General features: G+C 67.6%; 2 protein-coding genes. Both read left to right on the forward strand.

The window, feature by feature from the left end; translation table 11 throughout:
* A partial coding sequence (locus tag ACZ5DC_RS40205) for an amino acid adenylation domain-containing protein (RefSeq protein WP_468661380.1) occupies positions 1-7,476 on the forward strand: 7,476 nt, incomplete at its 5' end.
* On the forward strand, positions 7,473-18,631 hold an 11,159-nt coding region (locus ACZ5DC_RS40210; protein WP_468661382.1), incomplete at its 3' end, for an amino acid adenylation domain-containing protein. The genes ACZ5DC_RS40205 and ACZ5DC_RS40210, both read left to right, overlap by 4 nt.

Below are 18,631 nucleotides of genomic sequence, written 5' to 3' on the forward strand. Positions count from 1 at the left end.
CGTAATACGTACGGGCCGACGGAGATGACGTTGTGCGCGACGCAGGTCGCGGTGCGTGATCCGCAGGCGGTGGGTGAGGTGATGCCGATCGGGCGCCCGATGGACAACACGCGTGCGTTCGTGCTGGACGGTGGGCTTCAGCCGGTGGCGCCCGGGGTGCCGGGTGAGTTGTATCTGGCGGGCGCCGGCCTTGCCCGCGGCTACCTGGGACGCGCGGGACTGTCGGCGGAACGCTTCGTGGCCTGCCCGTTCGGGGGGCCGGGTGAGCGGATGTACCGCACCGGCGACGTGGTGCGCTGGACCGACGCCGGTCTGCTGGAGTTCGTGGGGCGCGTCGATGATCAGGTGAAGATCCGTGGTTATCGGATCGAGCCGGGTGAGGTCGAGTCGGTGGTGGCCGGCTGCCAGGGGGTCGCTCAGGCTGCGGTTCTGGTTCGCGAGGACGTCCCGGGTGACAAGCGTCTCGTCGCCTACGTCGTGCCGGCCGAAGCTGGCGGGGTGACGGCTGGGTCGGTGCGGGAGTTTGTCGGCTCGCGGTTGCCGGAGTACATGGTGCCGTCGGCGGTGGTGGTGTTGGAGTCGTTGCCGTTGACGGTGAACGGCAAGCTGGACCGCAAGGCCCTGCCGGCGCCGGAGTACACCCTTGCCCCCTCGGGACGTGGCCCTGCGACCGTGCGTGAGGAGATTCTGTGCGCGGTGTTCGCTGAGGTGCTGGGTCTGGATTGGGTGAGCGTCGACGATGACTTCTTCCAGCTGGGTGGGCATTCGCTGCTGGCGGTGACGTTGGTGGAGCGGTTGCGGGCTCGTGGTGTGTCGGTGGATGTGCGGACGTTGTTCTCGGCGCCGACGGTGGAGCGGCTGGCCGCGGCCGCCGGGCGGGAAGGCGTGGCGGTTCCGCCATCGTCCATTCCGATGGATGCCGAGGTGGTGCTGCCGGAGATGGTGCCGTTGGCAGGGTTGACGGTGGCGGAGCTGGCGCGGGTGGTGGAGTCGGTTCCGGGTGGTGCGGGCAACGTGGCGGACGTGTATCCGCTGGGCCCGCTGCAGCACGGATTGTTCTTCCATCATCAACTCGACGCTGCACAGGGGCATGATCCCTATATCCTCCGCCACGTATGGGAGTTCGATTCGCGGTCGCGGCTGGATAAGTTCCTGGCGGCGTGGCAGCGGGTCATCGACCGGCATGACGTCTTGCGCGCCTCGTTTGCCTGGGAGGGACTACCTCATCCAGTGCAGGTGGTCTCCCGGGAAGCACCGCTGTCCGTAGTGGATGTCGATCTAGGGAACGATGCCGGACACGCCGCCCCCGCTCCGGAGTCGGTTCAAATCCTGCTGGCATTGTCCGATCAACCCATGGACCTGCATCAGGCGCCATTGATGAAGGCGCATGTTGCGGCACTGCCCGACGACTCCGGGCGGTGGCTCCTTGTCATGCAAATGCATCACATGGTTTCTGACCATACGACGCTTGATGTGGTGATGGATGAGGTGCGGGCGGTGCTGGCGGGTGAGGAGGATCGTCTGCCGGCGCCGATGCCCTATCGGGAGTTCGTCGGCCAGGCGCTGCTGGGCACTTCGCGGGAGGAGCACGAGGAGTACTTCGCGTCCGTGCTGGCTGATGTGACGGAGCCGACCGCCGCGTTCGGGGTGGTGGATGTGCTCGGCGACGGAAGCGTCGTCGGTGAGACACAGGCGCTGGTGCCGCAGGGTCTGGCCGGGCGGGTGCGTGAGGTGGCTCGCGGGTGTGGGGTGAGTCCGGCGACGGTGTTCCATGTGGTGTGGTCGCGGGTGCTGGCGGCGGTGTCGGGCCGCGACGACGTCGTCTTCGGCACGCTGGTGTTCGGCCGGGTGCAGGCGGGTGCTGGTTCGGACCGTGTGCCGGGGTTGTTCATCAACACGCTGCCGGTGCGGGTACGGACTGCGGGTGTGGCCGTCGGGGACGCGGTGCGCGGTATGCAGGGCCAGCTGGCCGAGCTGATGGTGCACGAGCACGCGCCGCTTGCTGTGGTGCAGCGGGTCAGCGGGATCCCGTCACCGGCCCCGCTGTTCACGACCCTGTTCAACTACCGGTACAGCGAGGTCGGTCAGAGGGCGGGAGACCCACTGGCGGGTGTGACGGCGCTGGGTGGAGCCGAGCGGACCAACTATCCCTTGGCCGTGGCGGTGGACGACTTGGGCGGTGGGTTCGCCTTTTCGGTGCAGGCGGTGGAGTCGATCGATCCTGCGCTGGTTGCCGGGCTGATGCTGGCGGCGACCGAGGGCGTGGTGGAGGCGCTGGAGCGCGAGCCGCACACCGCCCTGGGCACTGTTCCTGTTCTGGGTGAGGTGGAGCGGGATCGGGTGTTGGTGGAGTGGAACGACACGGGTCTTGAGGTTCCGGCGGGAACGCTGCCGGGGTTGTTCGCGCAGCAGGTGGCGCGGACGCCGGACGCGGTCGCGGTGGTGTTCGAGGGTGTCGGGGTGTCGTATGCGGAGCTGGATGAGCGGTCCAACCGGCTGGCGCGCTTGCTGATCGGTCGTGGGGTGGGGCCGGAGTCGTTGGTGGGTGTGGTGATGGACCGGTCGGTGGAGCTGATAGTGGCCCTGCTTGCCGTGCTGAAGGCAGGAGGAGCGTATGTGCCCGTGGACCCGGAATATCCGGCCGGGCGTATTGCTTCGGTGATGGTGGATGCCGGCGTGAGCGTGGTGCTGGCTGACGGCGCGTCGGCCGGTGTGGTGGCGGCCGCGGGTGTGGGAGCGCCGGTGGTCGTGGTGGATGAGGCCGGGGTGCTGGAGGGCTGGTCGGGCGAGGTTGTCACGGATGGGGACCGGTTGGGTGTGCTGCGGCCGTCACATCCGGCGTATGTGATTTACACGTCTGGTTCGACTGGGCGGCCCAAGGGTGTGGTGGTTCCGCATGCCGGCGTGGTGAACCTGCTGGCCTGGATGCAGGACCGGTATGGGCTGGATGTCACTGATCGGGTGCTGTTGAAGACGCCGGTGGTGTTTGATCCGTCGGTGTGGGAGTTGTTCTGGCCCCTGGTGCGGGGTGCGGTGTTGGTGGTGGCGCGGCCGGGTGGTCATCGTGATCCGGAGTATCTGGCTGGGTTGATCGCTGCAGAGCGGGTGACGGTGACGCAGTTCGTGCCGTCGATGATGCCGGGGTTCCTCGGGGTGCCGGGGGTGGCGCAGTGCGGATCTTTGCGGATGGTGTTCGCTGGTGGGGAGGCGTTGTCTTCGGGGTTGCGTGATCGTTTTCATGCGGTGTTCGGGATAGCGCTGCACAATCCGTATGGTCCGACCGAGGGCTCGGTTATCACGGCGGTGTGGGAGTGTGTTCCCGGCCAGGGTGGTGCGATGGTGCCGATCGGGCGTCCGATGGGCAATGTCCGGGCCTTCGTGTTGGATGGTGGGCTTCAGCCGGTGGCGCCTGGGGTGCCGGCTGAGTTGTATGTCGCGGGTGCGGGTCTGGCGCGGGGCTATCTGGGGCGTGCGGGGTTGTCGGCGGAGCGGTTCGTGGCGTGTCCGTTTGGTGTGCCGGGTGAGCGGATGTACCGCACTGGCGACGTCGTGCGCTGGACCGAAGACGGTGTCCTGGAGTTCGTGGGGCGTGCTGATGATCAGGTGAAGATCCGTGGTTTCCGGATCGAGCTCGGCGAGGTCGAGTCGGCGGTCACCGCCTGCGAGGGTGTGGCGCAGGCGGCCGTACTGGTGCGCGAGGACGCTCCTGGTGACAAGCGGCTGGTCGCTTACGTGGTGCCGGTCGCAGGGTCAGTGGATGGGCTGACGGCTGGGTCGGTGCGGGAGTATGTCGGCTCGCGGTTGCCGGAGTACATGGTGCCGTCGGCGGTGGTGGTGTTGGAGTCGTTGCCGTTGACGGTGAACGGCAAGCTCGACCGCAAAGCCCTGCCGGCACCGCAGTACGCCCTTGCCCCTGCGGGACGTGGCCCTGCGACCGTGCGTGAGGAGATTCTGTGCGCGGTGTTCGCTGAGGTGCTGGGTCTGGAGCGGGTGAGCGTCGACGATGACTTCTTCCAGCTTGGTGGGCATTCGCTGCTGGCGGTGACGTTGGTGGAGCGGTTGCGGGGTCGTGGCGTGTCGGTGGATGTCCGCACGCTGTTCTCCGCGCCGACCGTGGAGCGGCTGGCCGCGGCGGCGGGACGTGCAGAGGTACGGGTTCCGCGGTCATCGGTTCCGGTGGATGCGGGGGTGGTGTTGCCGGAGATGGTGCCGTTGGCGGGGTTGTCGGTGGCGGAGTTGGCCCGGGTGGTGGAGTCGGTCCCGGGTGGTGCGGGGAATGTGGCGGACGTGTATCCGCTGGCTCCGCTGCAGGAGGGCTTGTTCTTCCATTACCGGCTTGCTGTGGATGAGGGACGCGATCCGTATGTGACGAGGCAGGTGTGGGAGTTCGAGTCGCGGGTGCGGCTGGACGAGTTCGTGGCGGCGTGGCAGCGGGTGATCGACCGGCATGACGTGTTGCGGTCGGCTGTGGTGTGGGAGGGGTTGTCGCATCCGGTGCAGGTGGTCCACCGCACGGCGCCGCTGCCGGTGACGGAGTTGGACAGCGGTGTCTTTCCGCAGGGCGCGGATGCTGTGGAAAGCATCCTGGGGATCGCGGACGCGCCGATGGATCTGCGGCGTGCGCCGTTGTCCGACGCGTATGCGGCGGCGTTGCCGGACGGCTCGGGGCGGTGGCTGTTGGTGCTGCGGTCGCATCACATCGTTCAGGATCACACCACGCTGGAGATCGTCCACGACGAGGTGGGGGCCGTGCTGGCGGGTGAGGAGGATCGTCTGCCGGCGCCGATGCCGTATCGGGAGTTCGTCGGCCAGGCGTTGCTGGGCGCTTCGACTGAGGAGCACGAGCAGCACTTCGCGTCCGTGCTGGGCGACGTGACGGAGCCGACCGCCGCGTTCGGCGTCACGGATGTGCTCGGCGACGGAAGCGTCGTCGGTGAGACACAGGCGCTGGTGCCGCAGGGTCTGGCCGGGCGGGTGCGTGAGGTGGCTCGCGGGTGTGGGGTGAGTCCGGCGACGGTGTTCCATGTGGTGTGGTCGCGGGTGCTGGCAGCGGTGTCGGGCCGCGACGACGTCGTCTTCGGCACGCTGGTGTTCGGCCGGGTGCAGGCGGGTGCTGGTTCGGACCGTGTGCCGGGGCTGTTCATCAACACGCTGCCGGTGCGGGTACGGACCTCGGGTGTGGCCGTCGGGGACGCGGTGCGCGGTATGCAGGGCCAGCTGGCCGAGCTGATGGTGCACGAGCACGCGCCCCTTGCTGTGGTGCAGCGGGTCAGCGGGATCCCGGCGCCGGCCCCGTTGTTCAGCACCTTGTTCAACTACCGGCATATCGGTGAGAGCGTTCGTCAGGCCGGCGGGCTGGCCGAGGGCGCGCGGGCTGTGTGGGGGCAGGAGCGGACGAACTATCCCCTCATCATGGCTGTCGATGACCTGGGCGAGATCGACGGTTTCGGTTTCGCGGTGCAGGCGGTGGAGTCGATCGATCCCGCGTTGGTCGCCGAGTTGATGCTGGCGGCGACCGAGGGCGTGGTGGAGGCGCTGGAGCGCGAGCCGCACACCGCCCTGGGCACCGTTCCCGTTCTGGGAGAGGTGGAGCGGGATCGGGTATTGGTGGAGTGGAATGACACGGCTCGGGACGTTCCGCCGGCGACGTTGCCGGGGTTGTTCGCGCAGCAGGTGGCGCGGACGCCGGATGCGGTCGCTTTGGTGTCCGGGGACGTTGAGGTGTCGTATGCGGAGTTGGACGAGCGGTCGAACCGGCTCGCGCGGTTGCTGATCGGTCGTGGGGTGGGACCGGAGTCGTTGGTGGGTGTGGTGATGGACCGGTCGGCGGACCTGGTGGTGGCTTTGCTGGCTGTGGTGAAGGCGGGGGGCGCTTATGTACCGGTGGATGCCGGGTTGCCGGTGGAGCGGATGCGGGTGGTGTTCGAGCAGGCGCGGGTGAGCGTGTTGCTGGTGGATGAACGGACGCAGGACCTGGCCTTCGTCGAGGAGTTCGCCGCCGGTGGTAGCGGTGACGAGGCCGGCAGTGGGGGTGTGGTGGTGCGGGCTGATGTCGAGGCTGGCGTTGAGGGGATGGCTGGTGGTTTGTTGCCGGTGGGGTGTGTGCCGGGGCAGTTGGTGTATGTGATGTTCACGTCGGGGTCGACGGGGGTGCCGAAGGGGGTGGGGGTGACGCACGGGGATGTGGCTGATCTCGTGCGGGATGCGTGCTGGGCGTTTGACGGGGTGGTGCGGGGGTTGATGCGGGCGCCGCATTCGTTTGATGCGTCGACGTATGAGGTGTGGGTGCCGTTGTTGTCGGGTGGGTCGGTGGTGCTGGCGCCGGAGGGTGGTTTCGATGGTGGGGTGTTGCGTGGGCTGGTCGAGCGGTATGGCCTGACGCATGTGCATGTGACGGCGGGGTTGTTCCGGGTGATCGCGGAGGAGGATCCGGGGGCGTTCGCGGGGTTGTGTGAGGTGAGCACGGGTGGGGATGTGGTGCCGGCGGGTGCGGTGCGTGGGGTGTTGGGTGCGGTGCCTGGTGTGGTGGTGCGTAATACGTACGGGCCGACGGAGATGACGTTGTGCGCGACGCAGGTCGCGGTGCGTGATCCGGGGGCGGTGGGTGAGGTGATGCCGATCGGGCGTCCGATGGACAACACGCGTGCGTTCGTGCTGGATGGTGGGCTTCAGCCGGTGGCGCCCGGGGTGCCGGGTGAGTTGTATCTGGCGGGCGCCGGCCTGGCGCGGGGTTATTTGGGGCGTGCGGGACTGTCGGCCGAGCGGTTCGTGGCGTGTCCGTTCGGGGGGCCGGGTGAGCGGATGTACCGCACAGGTGATGTCGTGCGCTGGAGGCAGGACGGCCTGCTGGAATTCGTCGGACGTGCCGATGATCAGGTGAAGATCCGTGGTTATCGGATCGAGCCGGGTGAGGTCGAGGCCGTGGTCGCCGCCTGCGAGGGCGTGGCGCAGGCCGCGGTACTGGTCCGCGAGGACACACCCGGCGACAAACGTCTCGTCGCCTACGTCGTGCCGGCCTCGGAGGTAGAGGACAGGGTGACGGTCGGATCGGTGCGGGGGTATGTTGGCACCTGTCTGCCGGAGTACATGGTGCCGTCGGCGGTGGTGGTGCTGGAGTCGTTGCCGTTGACGGTCAACGGCAAACTCGACCGCAGAGCCCTCCCTGCGCCCGACTACGCTGCCACTAGAACCCGGCGCAAGCCGACCACGCCCCGCGAAGAGAAGCTCTGTGCGGTATTCGCGGACGTACTGAACGTGGACGAGGTCGGTGTCGACGACAGCTTCTTCGACCTCGGTGGGCACTCGCTGACAGCCACGCGTCTGCTGAGCCGCATCCGTACTGTATTCGGCACGGAGATTTCACTCCGGGTCGTATTCGAAGCGCCCACGGTGGCTGAGATCGCCGCCCATCTGGACACCGCCGCACCTGCGCGCCCCTCACTTCGCCCCATGCGACGTCCCAAGGAGCTTTCATGATCCCCGCATCGTTCGCTCAGCGCCGCGTGTGGTTCCTCAACCAGGCGGTCGGCGGGCCGGCCTACAATCTTCCGCTCCAGGTACGGCTGTCCGGAGCGCTGGACTCAGATGCATTGGGACAGGCACTGCATGATCTCATCGAGCGACACGAGAGCTTGCGTACTCGCTTCCGCTACGTAGATGGCGAGCTTTATCAAGACATTGTGTCGGAGCGAGACGCTTACCCATCATTGGATGTCGTTCGAGTCACCGAGGAGGAACTGGGCGATCAGATTAGTCGAACAGCTACGCATCTGTTCGACCTGGAATTCGAGCTTCCCATAAGAAGCGCTCTGTTCGCCCTTGTTGACCAGGAGTCGGCGACAGAGGGCGAGTACGTTTTGGTTATCGTCATGCATCACATTGCTGCCGACGGCTGGTCGATGGGCCCGTTGTGGCGGGATCTCGCGGTGGCGTACGAGGCGCGGTGCGCTGGTCGGGAACCGGCCTGGGAGCCGTTGCCGGTGCAGTATGCGGACTATGCGTTGTGGCAGCGTGAGCTTCTGGGTGAGCTGGAAAATCCGGCAAGTGTGCTGGCGCGTCAGGTGAGCTACTGGCGTGATGCTTTGGCAGACGTACCAGAGGAGCTGGTTCTGCCGTTTGATCGGTCTCGGCCGGCGATGTCCACGTATGTGGGTGCGGTGGCGGGCTTTGATGTTCCCGCGAGGGTGCATGCGGGGTTGGTGCGGTTGGCGCGTGAGCAGGGCGTGACGATGTTCATGGTCCTGCAGGCGGCCGTCGCGGTACTGCTGTCACGGTTGGGTGCGGGCGAGGACATTCCGCTGGGCAGTGTGGTCGCCGGGCGGACGGACGAAGCTCTGGATGATCTGGTCGGGTTCTTCGTCAACACGCTGGTCCTGCGCACGGACCTGTCGGGCGACCCCACGTTCGCCGACGTGCTGGGCCGGGTGCGTGAGCGCAGCCTGGAGGCGTTTGAAAACCAGGACGTGCCGTTCGAGCGCCTGGTGGAAGAACTCGCACCGGAACGCTCGATGAGCCGACACCCTCTGTTCCAGGTAATGATCAGTCTGCGGAACGTCGACGGCGGGAAGAGGGAGCTTTCCGGACTGGCAGTGGAGACGTTCCCAGGGGGACAGCCGCCCGCGAAGTTCGATCTGGATTTCGACTTCGCTGAGTGTTTCGGTTCCGAGGGGGAGCCGGCGGGTCTTAGTGGTGGTCTGGTGTTTGCGGTGGACTTGTTCGATCAGGGCACCGTGGAGCGTTTGGTGGAGCGTCTGGGTCGGGTGCTGGAGGCGGTTGCCGCTGATCCCGCCGTGCCGGTGCGCGCTGTTCCCGTTCTGGGTGAGGTGGAGCGGGATCGGGTGCTGGTGGGGTGGAATGACACGGCTCGGGGGGTTGAGTCGGCGACGTTGCCGGGGCTGTTCGCGCAGCAGGTGGTGCGGACGCCGGACGCGGTCGCGGTGGTGTTCGGGGACGTTGAGGTCTCGTATGCGGAGCTTGATGAGCGGTCGAACCGGCTGGCGCGGTTGTTGATCGGTCGTGGGGTGGGGCCGGAGTCGTTGGTGGGTGTGGTGATGGACCGGTCGGTGGAGCTGGTTGTGGCCCTGCTGGCTGTGCTGAAGGCGGGGGGTGCGTATGTTCCGGTGGATCCGGAGTACCCGGCTGGGCGTATCGCCTCGGTGGTGGCGGATGCCGGCGTGAGTGTGGTGCTGGCTGACGGCGCGTCGGCCGGTGTGGTGGCTGACGCTGGTGTGGTGGTGCCGGTGGTCGTGGTGGATGAGGCCGGGGTGTTGGAGGGGTGGTCGGGTGAGGTCGTCACGGATGTGGACCGGTTGGGTGTGTTGCGGCCGTCGCATCCGGCGTATGTGATTTACACGTCTGGTTCGACTGGGCGGCCCAAGGGTGTGGTGGTGCCGCATGCGGGCGTGGTGAACCTGCTGGGCTGGATGCAGGACCGGTATGGGCTGGATGTCTCGGACCGGGTGCTGTTGAAGACGCCGTTTGGTTTTGATGTTTCGGTGTGGGAGTTGTTCTGGCCGTTGACGCGGGGTGCGGTGCTGGTGGTGGCGCGGCCGGGTGGTCATCGTGATCCGGAGTATCTTGCCGCGTTGGTGGTGCGGGAGCGGGTGACGGTGATGCAGTTCGTGCCGTCGATGCTGCCGGCGTTCCTTGCGGTGGCGGGTGCGGCGGAGTGTAGGAGTTTGCGGGGGGTGTTCTGCGTGGGTGAGGCGTTGCCGTCTCATACGCGGGATGTGTTCCATGGGGTGTTGCCTGGTGTGCTGTTGGAGAATCAGTACGGTCCGACGGAGACGACGGTTCTGACGACAGTGTGGGAGTGCCGGCCGGAGGAGGACGGTGGGTCGGTTCCGATCGGTCGGCCGATGTGGAACACGCGTGTGTTCGTGCTGGATGGCGGGCTTCAGCCGGTGGCGCCTGGGGTGGCGGGTGAGTTGTATGTGGCGGGTGTCCAGCTGGCCCGCGGCTATCTGGGGCGTGCGGGGTTGTCGGCGGAGCGGTTCGTGGCGTGTCCGTTCGGTGTGCCGGGTGAGCGGATGTACCGCACCGGTGATGTCGTGCGCTGGACTGAAGACGGTGTCCTGGAATTTGTGGGGCGCGCTGATGACCAGGTGAAGATCCGTGGCTTCCGGGTCGAGCCGGGTGAGGTCGAGGCCGTGGTCGCCGCCTGCGAGGGGGTGGCGCAGGCTGCGGTACTGGTCCGCGAGGAAGTCTCGGGTGACAAGCGCCTTGTTGCTTACGTCGTCGCAGACAACGTTGCCGGTGCGCAGGCCGGCACTGATGTAGCCGGGTCGGTGCGGGAGTTTGTTGCCTCCCGTCTGCCGGAGTACATGGTGCCGTCGGCGGTGGTGGTGTTGGAGTCGTTGCCGTTGACGGTGAACGGCAAGCTGGACCGCAAGGCTCTTCCTGCACCCGAGTACGGCTCGGGTGCCGGCAGGGGTCCGGCGACCGTGCGCGAGGAGATCTTGTGTGCGGTCTTCGCCGAGGTGCTGGGGTTGGATCGGGTCGGGGTGGAGGACGACTTCTTCCAGCTTGGTGGGCATTCGTTGTTGGCGACGCGGTTGGTGAGTCGCCTTCGCACGGTGTTCGGTGTGGAGGTGGCGTTGCGTGTGGTGTTCGAGGCGCGGACGGTCGCGGGTGTGGCGGCCCGGCTGGAGGCGGCCGGTATGGCGCGTCCGGCTGTGGCGGTGGCCGAGCGCCCGGAGTTGGTGCCGTTGTCGTTCGCTCAGCAGCGGTTGTGGTTCCTTGCGCAGTTGGAGGGGCCGAGCGCGACGTACAACGTTCCGGTGGCGTTGCGGCTGAAGGGCGGAGTCGATGTTGCGGCGTTGAGGGTGGCGTTGGGGGATGTGCTGGCGCGGCATGAGGTGCTGCGGACGGTGTATCCGGTGGTCGACGGCCGGCCGTGGCAGCGGGTGCTGTCGGCCGGGGAGACCGGTTTCGACCTCCAGGCCGTCCAGGCTGGTGAGGAAGAGTGGCGAATGCTGGTCGAGCGCGCCGCGTCCTACACCTTCGACCTGTCGGCCGAGGTTCCGGTACGGGCGTTGTTGCTGAGCAGGCCGGACCGGGCGGACCATGTCCTTCTGCTGACCGTGCATCACGTCGCCACTGACGGCTGGTCGACCGGCCCGTTGTGGCGGGACCTCTCGCAGGCGTATGAGGCGCGGTGTGCGGGCCGGGAGCCGGCCTGGTCGGAGCTTGGCGTGCAGTACGTGGACTATGCGTTGTGGCAGCGTGGGCTGCTGGGTGAGCTGGAGGACCCGGACAGTGTGCTGGCGCGTCAGGTGAGCTACTGGCGTGAGGCTTTGGCAGACGTACCTGAGGAGCTGGTTCTGCCGTTTGACCGGTCTCGTCCGGCGGTGACCACTCATTTGGGAGCGGTAGCGGACATAGAGGTTCCCGCAGGCGTGCATGCGGGGTTGGTGCGGTTGGCGCGTGAGCAGGGCGTGACGATGTTCATGGTCCTGCAGGCGGCCGTCGCGGTGCTGCTGTCGCGGCTGGGCGCGGGCGAGGACATCCCGCTGGGCAGTGTGATCGCCGGGCGGACGGACGAGGCCCTGGACGATCTGGTCGGCTTCTTCGTCAACACGCTGGTTCTGCGCACGGACCTGTCGGGTGATCCGTCGTTCGCGGATGTGCTGGGCCGGGTGCGTGAGCGGAGTCTGGAGGCGTTCGCGCACCAGGATGTGCCGTTCGAGCGTCTGGTGGAGGAGCTGGCACCGGAACGCTCGATGAGCCGCCATCCCCTCTTCCAGGTCGCGGTCGGCCTTCAGAATCTGGGTGATGGCGGGGTTGAGGGCCTGCCGGGGGTGGAGAGCGAGCCGTTCGGTACGGGTCTGGTCCAGGCGAAGTTCGATCTGGATTTTGGCTTCGCCGAGGTGCTCGGTGCGGATGGGCAGCCGGAGGGGTTGGCTGGACGTCTGCTGGTGGCGGTGGATCTGTTCGATCAGGGCACCGCGGAGCGTTTGGTGGAGCGTCTGGGTCGGGTGCTGGAGGCGGTCGCCGCTGATCCCGCCCTGCCGGTGCGCGCTGTTCCGGTTCTGGATGAGGCGGAGCGGGATCGGGTGCTGGTGGAGTGGAACGACACAGCTCGTGATGTTCCGCCGGCGACGTTGCTGGAGTTGTTCGCGCAGCAGGTGGCGCGGACGCCGGACGCGGTCGCGGTCCTGTTCGAGGACGTCGAGGTCTCGTATGCGGAGTTGGACGAGCGGTCGAACCGGTTGGCGCGGTTGCTGATCGGTGGTGGGGTGGGGCCGGAGTCGTTGGTGGGTGTGGTGATGGATCGGTCGGTGGAGTTGGTGGTGGCTTTGCTGGCTGTGGTGAAGGCGGGGGGTGCGTATGTGCCGGTGGATCCGGAGTACCCGGCCGAGCGGATTGACGGGGTCCTGGCGGATGCTGGGCCTGTGGTGGTGCTGACCTCGCGGGCGGCTGACCGTGAGGGTTCGGGCTGGATCGTGGTGGATGAGGCCGGGGTGCTGGAGGGGTGGTCGGGCGAGGCCGTCACGGATGCCGACCGGCTGGCTGTGCTGCGGCCGTCGCACCCGGCGTATGTGATCTACACCTCCGGGTCCACCGGGCGGCCCAAGGGTGTGGTGGTTCCGCATGCGGGCGTGGTGAACCTGCTGGGCTGGATGCAGGACCGCTATGGGCTGGATGCCACGGACCGGGTGCTGCAGAAGACGCCGGTGGTGTTTGATCCGTCGGTGTGGGAGTTGTTCTGGCCGTTGACGCGGGGTGCGGTGCTGGTGGTGGCGCGGCCGGGTGGTCATCGTGATCCGGAGTATCTGGCGGGGTTGATCGCTGCTGAGCGGGTGACCATTGCCCATTTCGTTCCCTCGATGCTGTCGGTTTTCGTCGATGCTGAGGGTGTGGGGGCTGCTTGTGCGAGCCTGCGTATGGTGTTCTGCGGCGGGGAGGCGTTGACGTCGCGGTTGCGTGATCGTTTTGCCTCGGTGCTGAGTGTGCCGCTGCACAATCATTATGGTCCGAGCGAGACGACCATCGATGTGGCGGCGTGGTTGTGTGATGCGGCTGTGGATGGCGGTTCGGTGCCGGTTGGGCGGCCGTTGTACAACACGCGTGTGTTCGTGCTGGATGGCGGGCTTCAGCCGGTGGCGCCTGGGGTGGCGGGTGAGTTGTATGTGGCGGGTGTTCAGCTGGCGCGGGGTTATCTGGGGCGTGCGGATCTGTCGGCGGAGCGGTTCGTGGCGTGTCCGTTCGGGACTCCGGGTGAGCGGATGTACCGCACGGGTGATGTGGTGCGCTGGACGGAAGACGGTGTCCTGGAGTTTGTGGGGCGTGCCGATGACCAGGTGAAGATCCGCGGATTCCGGATCGAGCTGGGTGAGGTCGAGTCGGCGGTTGCCGGGTGCCAGGGCGTCGCTCAGGCCGCGATTCTGGTTCGCGAGGACACCCCGGGCGACCTGCGGTTGGTCGCGTACGTTGTCGCGGACAACGTTACCGGTGCGCAGGTCGGCGCTGATGTGGCCGGGTCGGTGCGGGAGTATGTCGGCTCTCGTCTGCCGGAGTACATGGTGCCGTCGGCGGTGGTGGTGTTGGAGTCGTTGCCGTTGACGGTGAACGGCAAGCTGGACCGCAAGGCTCTTCCTGCACCCGAGTACGGCTCGGGTGCCGGCAGGGGTCCGGCGACTGTGCGCGAGGAGATTTTGTGCGCGGTGTTCGCCGAGGTGCTGGGGTTGGACCGGGTCGGGGTGGAGGACGACTTCTTCCAGCTCGGTGGGCATTCGCTGTTGGCGGTGACGTTGGTGGAGCGGTTGCGGGCTCGTGGTGTGTCGGTGGATGTCCGCACGCTGTTCTCCGCGCCGACCGTGGAGCGGCTGGCCGCGGCGGCGGGACGCACAGAGGTGCGGGTTCCGCCGTCGTCCATACCGGTGGGTGCCGAGGCGGTGCTGCCGGAGATGGTGCCGTTGGCGGGGTTGACGGTGGCGGAGCTGGCGCGGGTGGTGGAGTCGGTTCCGGGTGGCGCGGCCAACGTGGCGGACGTCTACCCATTGGCCCCGCTTCAGGAGGGCTTGTTCTTCCATCACCGGCTCGCTGCCGGTGCCGGTGTGGAGCAGGAGCAGGACCCGTATGTGCTGAGGCAGGTGTGGGAGTTCGAGTCGCGGGTGCGGCTGGATGAGTTCGTGGCGGCGTGGCAGCGGGTGATCGACCGACACGATGTCCTGCGGTCGGCTGTGGTGTGGGAGGGGCTGTCGCATCCGGTGCAGGTGGTCCACCGCATGGCGCAGCTGCCCGTGACGGAGGTGGAGATCGACCGGGCTCAGGACGTTGTTGAAAGCATCCTGTCTGTCGCGGACGCGCCGATGGATCTGCGGCGTGCGCCGTTGCTTCAGGCGTTTGTGGCGGCGTTGCCGGACGGCTCGGGCCGGTGGCTGCTGGTACTGCGGTCGCATCACATGGTTTCTGACCATACGACGCTTGATGTGGTGATGGATGAGGTGCGGGCGGTGCTGGCGGGTGAGGAGGGTCGTCTGCCGGCGCCGATGCCCTATCGGGAGTTCGTGGGGCAGGCGTTGTTGGGGGTTTCGCGGGAGGAGCATGAGGAGTACTTCGCGTCCGCGCTGGGTGATGTGACGGAGCCGACTGCCGCGTTCGGTGTGGTGGATGTGCTCGGCGACGGCAGCGTCGTCGAGGAGTCGCGGGTCCTGGTGCCGGAGGGTCTGGCCGGGCGGGTGCGTGAGGTGGCTCGTGGGTGTGGGGTGAGTCCGGCGACGGTGTTCCATGTGGTGTGGTCGCGGGTGCTGGCGGCGGTGTCGGGCCGTGATGATGTGGTGTTCGGCACGCTGGTGTTCGGTCGGGTGCAGGCGGGCGCGGGTTCGGACCGGGTGCCGGGGTTGTTCATCAATACCCTGCCGGTACGGGTACGGACCTCGGGTGTGGGCGTCGGGGACGCGGTGCGCGGGATGCAGGGCCAGTTGGCCGAGCTGATGGTGCACGAGCACGCGCCGCTTGCTGTGGTGCAGCGGGTCAGCGGGATCCCGGCACCGGCCCCGCTGTTCACCACCCTGTTCAACTACCGGCACGGTGACGTCGCTCAGGAGACGGGAGGCCCACTGGAGGGTGTGACGGCGCTGGGTGGTCGCGAGCGGACGAATTATCCGCTGACGGTCTCGGTGGACGATTTCGGCACCGTAGGGGGTTTCGGTTTCTCGGTGCAGGCGGTGGAGTCGATCGATCCCGCGCTGGTGACCGGGCTGATGCTGGCGGCGACCGAAGGTGTCGTAGAGGCGCTGGAACACGATCCGCACACCGTCCTGGGCACCGTTCCCGTTCTGAGTGAGGCGGAGCGGGATCGGGTGCTGGTGGAGTGGAACGACACGGCGCGGGAGGTTGAGCCGGCGACGTTGCCGGGGTTGTTCGCGCAGCAGGTGGCGCGGACGCCGGACGCGGTCGCGGTGGTGTTCGGGGATGTGTGTGTCTCCTACCGAGAGCTTGATGAGTGGTCGAACCGGTTGGCGCGGGTGCTGATCAGTCGTGGGGTGGGGCCGGAGTCGTTGGTGGGTGTGGTGATGGACCGGTCGGTAGACCTGGTCGTGGCCCTGCTTGCCGTACTGAAGGCGGGGGGTGCGTATGTGCCCGTGGACCCGGAATATCCGGCCGGGCGTATCGCCTCGGTGGTGGCGGATGCCGACGTGAGTGTGGTGCTCGCTGACGGCGCGTCGGCCGGTGTGATGGCAGACGCCGGTGTGGGAGCGCCCGTGGTCGTGGTGGATGGGGCCGGGGTGCTGGAGGGGTGGTCGGGTGAGGCCGTCACGGATGCGGACCGGCTGGCTGTGTTGCGGCCGTCGCATCCGGCGTATGTGATCTACACGTCTGGTTCGACCGGGCGGCCCAAGGGTGTGGTGGTTCCGCATGCGGGCGTGGTGAACCTGCTGGGCTGGATGCAGGACCGGTATGGGCTGGATGTCTCGGACCGGGTGCTGCAGAAGTCGCCGTTCGTCTTCGATGTGTCGGTGTGGGAGTTGTTCTGGCCCCTGGTGCGGGGTGCGGTGCTCGTGGTGGCGCGGCCGGGTGGTCATCGTGATCCGGAGTATCTGGCCGGGTTGATCGCTGCTGAGCGGGTGACGGTGGTGCAGTTTGTGCCGTCGATGCTGCCGGCATTTCTGGCGGTGCCGGGTGTGGCGCAGTGCGGGAGTCTGCGGGCGGTGTTCTGCGCGGGTGAGGCGTTGCCGTCCCACATGCGGGATGCGTTCCAGGGGGTGTTGCCCGGTGTGCTGCTGGAGAACCAGTACGGGCCGACTGAGGCGACGGTCCTGACGACGGTGTGGGAGTGCATGGAGGAGGACAGCGGACCGGTCGTTCCGATCGGGCAGCCGGTGGGCAACGTCCGTACCTTCGTGCTGGATGGTGGCCTTCAGCCGGTGGCACCCGGAGCACTGGGTGAGTTGTATGTGGCGGGCGCTCAGCTGGCGCGGGGTTATCTGGGGCGTGCGGGGCTGTCGGCGGAGCGGTTCGTGGCGTGTCCGTTCGGTGAGCCGGGTGAGCGGATGTACCGCACGGGCGACGTCGTGCGCTGGACCGAGGACGGCGTGCTGGAGTTCGTCGGACGCGCCGATGATCAGGTGAAGATTCGTGGGTTCCGGATCGAGCCGGGTGAGGTCGAGGCCGTGGTCGCCGCCTGCGAGGGCGTGGCGCAGGCTGCGGTACTGGTCCGAGAGGACGCCCCCGGCGACACGCGCCTCGTCGCCTACGTCGTGCCGGCCTCGGGGACGGTCGGGGTGACGGCTGGGTCGGTGCGGGAGTTTGTCGGCTCTCGTCTGCCGGAGTACATGGTGCCGTCGGCGGTGGTGGTGTTGGAGTCGTTGCCGTTGACGGTGAACGGCAAGTTGGACCGCAAGGCGTTGCCGGCTCCGGAGTACGGCTCGGGGACGGGCCGGGGTCCTGCGACTGTGCGCGAGGAGATCTTGTGTGCGGTGTTCGCCGAGGTGCTGGGGTTGGATCGGGTGGGGGTGGAGGACGACTTCTTCCAGCTTGGTGGGCATTCGCTGCTGGCGGTGACGTTGGTGGAGCGGTTGCGGGCTCGTGGTGTGTCGGTGGATGTGCGGACGTTGTTCTCGGCGCCGACGGTGGAGCGGCTGGCCGCGGTGGCGGGACGCACAGAGGTGCGGGTTCCGCCGTCGTCCATTCCGGTGGGTGCCGAGGTGGTGTTGCCGGAGATGGTGCCGTTGGCGGGGTTGACGGTGGCGGAGCTGGCGCGGGTGGTGGAGTCGGTTCCGGGTGGCGCGGCCAACGTGGCGGACGTGTATCCGCTGGCTCCGTTGCAGGAGGGCTTGTTCTTCCATCACCGGCTCGCTGCCGGTGCCGGTGTGGAGCAGGAGCAGGACCCGTATGTGCTGAGGCAGGTGTGGGAGTTCGAGTCGCGGGTGCGGCTGGATGAGTTCGTGGCGGCGTGGCAGCGCGTGATCGATCGCCACGATGTCCTGAGGACGGCTGTGGTGTGGGAGGGGTTGTCGCATCCGGTGCAGGTGGTCCACCGCACGGCGCAGCTGCCGGTGATTGAGGTGGAGATCGACCGGAGCGGAGATCCGGTACAGGCGCTTCTGTCGGTTTCTGATGGCCCGATGGAGTTGCGACGTGCGCCGTTGTCCGACGCGTATGCGGCGGCGTTGCCGGACGGCTCGGGCCGGTGGCTGCTGATGTTGCGGTCCCATCACATGGCTTTCGACCACATGACGCTTGATGTGGTGATGGATGAGGTGCGGGCGGTGCTGGCGGGTGAGGAGGGTCGTCTGCCGGCGCCGATGCCGTATCGGGAGTTCGTGGGGCAGGCGTTGTTGGGGGTTTCGCGGGAGGAGCATGAGGAGTACTTCGCGTCCGTGCTGGGCGACGTGACGGAGCCGACCGCCGCGTTCGGTGTGGTGGATGTGCTCGGCGACGGCAGTGTTGTCGAGGAGTCGCGGGTCCTGGTGCCGGAGGGTCTGGCCGGCCGGGTGCGTGAGGTGGCTCGCGGGTGTGGTGTGAGTCCGGCGACGGTGTTCCATGTGGTGTGGTCGCGGGTGCTGGCGGCTGTGTCGGGCCGTGACGACGTGGTCTTCGGCACCCTGGTGTTCGGCCGGGTGCAGGCGGGTGCCGGTTCGGACCGCGTGCCGGGGTTGTTCATCAACACCCTTCCGGTACGGGTACGGACTGCGGGTGTGGGCGTCGGGGACGCGGTGCGCGGGATGCAGGGCCAGCTGGCCGAGCTGATGGTGCACGAGCACGCGCCGCTTGCTGTGGTCCAGCGGGTCAGCGGGATCCCGGCACCGGCCCCGCTGCTCACCACCCTGTTCAACTACCGGCACACCGGTGAGAGCGCACGTCAGGCCAACGGGCTGGCCGAGGGCGCGCGGGCTGTGTGGGGGCAGGAACGGACGAACTATCCCCTCACCGTGTCCGTCGATGACCTGGGTGGGATCGACGGTTTCGGCTTCGTGGTGCAGGCGGTGGAGTCGATCGATCCCGCGCTGGTTGCCGGGCTGATGCTGGCGGCGACCGAAGGCGTCGTAGAGGCGCTGGAACAGGATTCGCACACCGTCCTGGGCACCGTCCCTGTTCTGGGGGAGGTGGAGCGGGAGCGGGTGTTGGTGGGGTGGAACGACTCGGCTCGGGGGGTTGAGCCGGCGACGTTGCCGGGGTTGTTCGC

This window comes from Streptomyces sp. NPDC031445, from assembly GCF_055581365.1.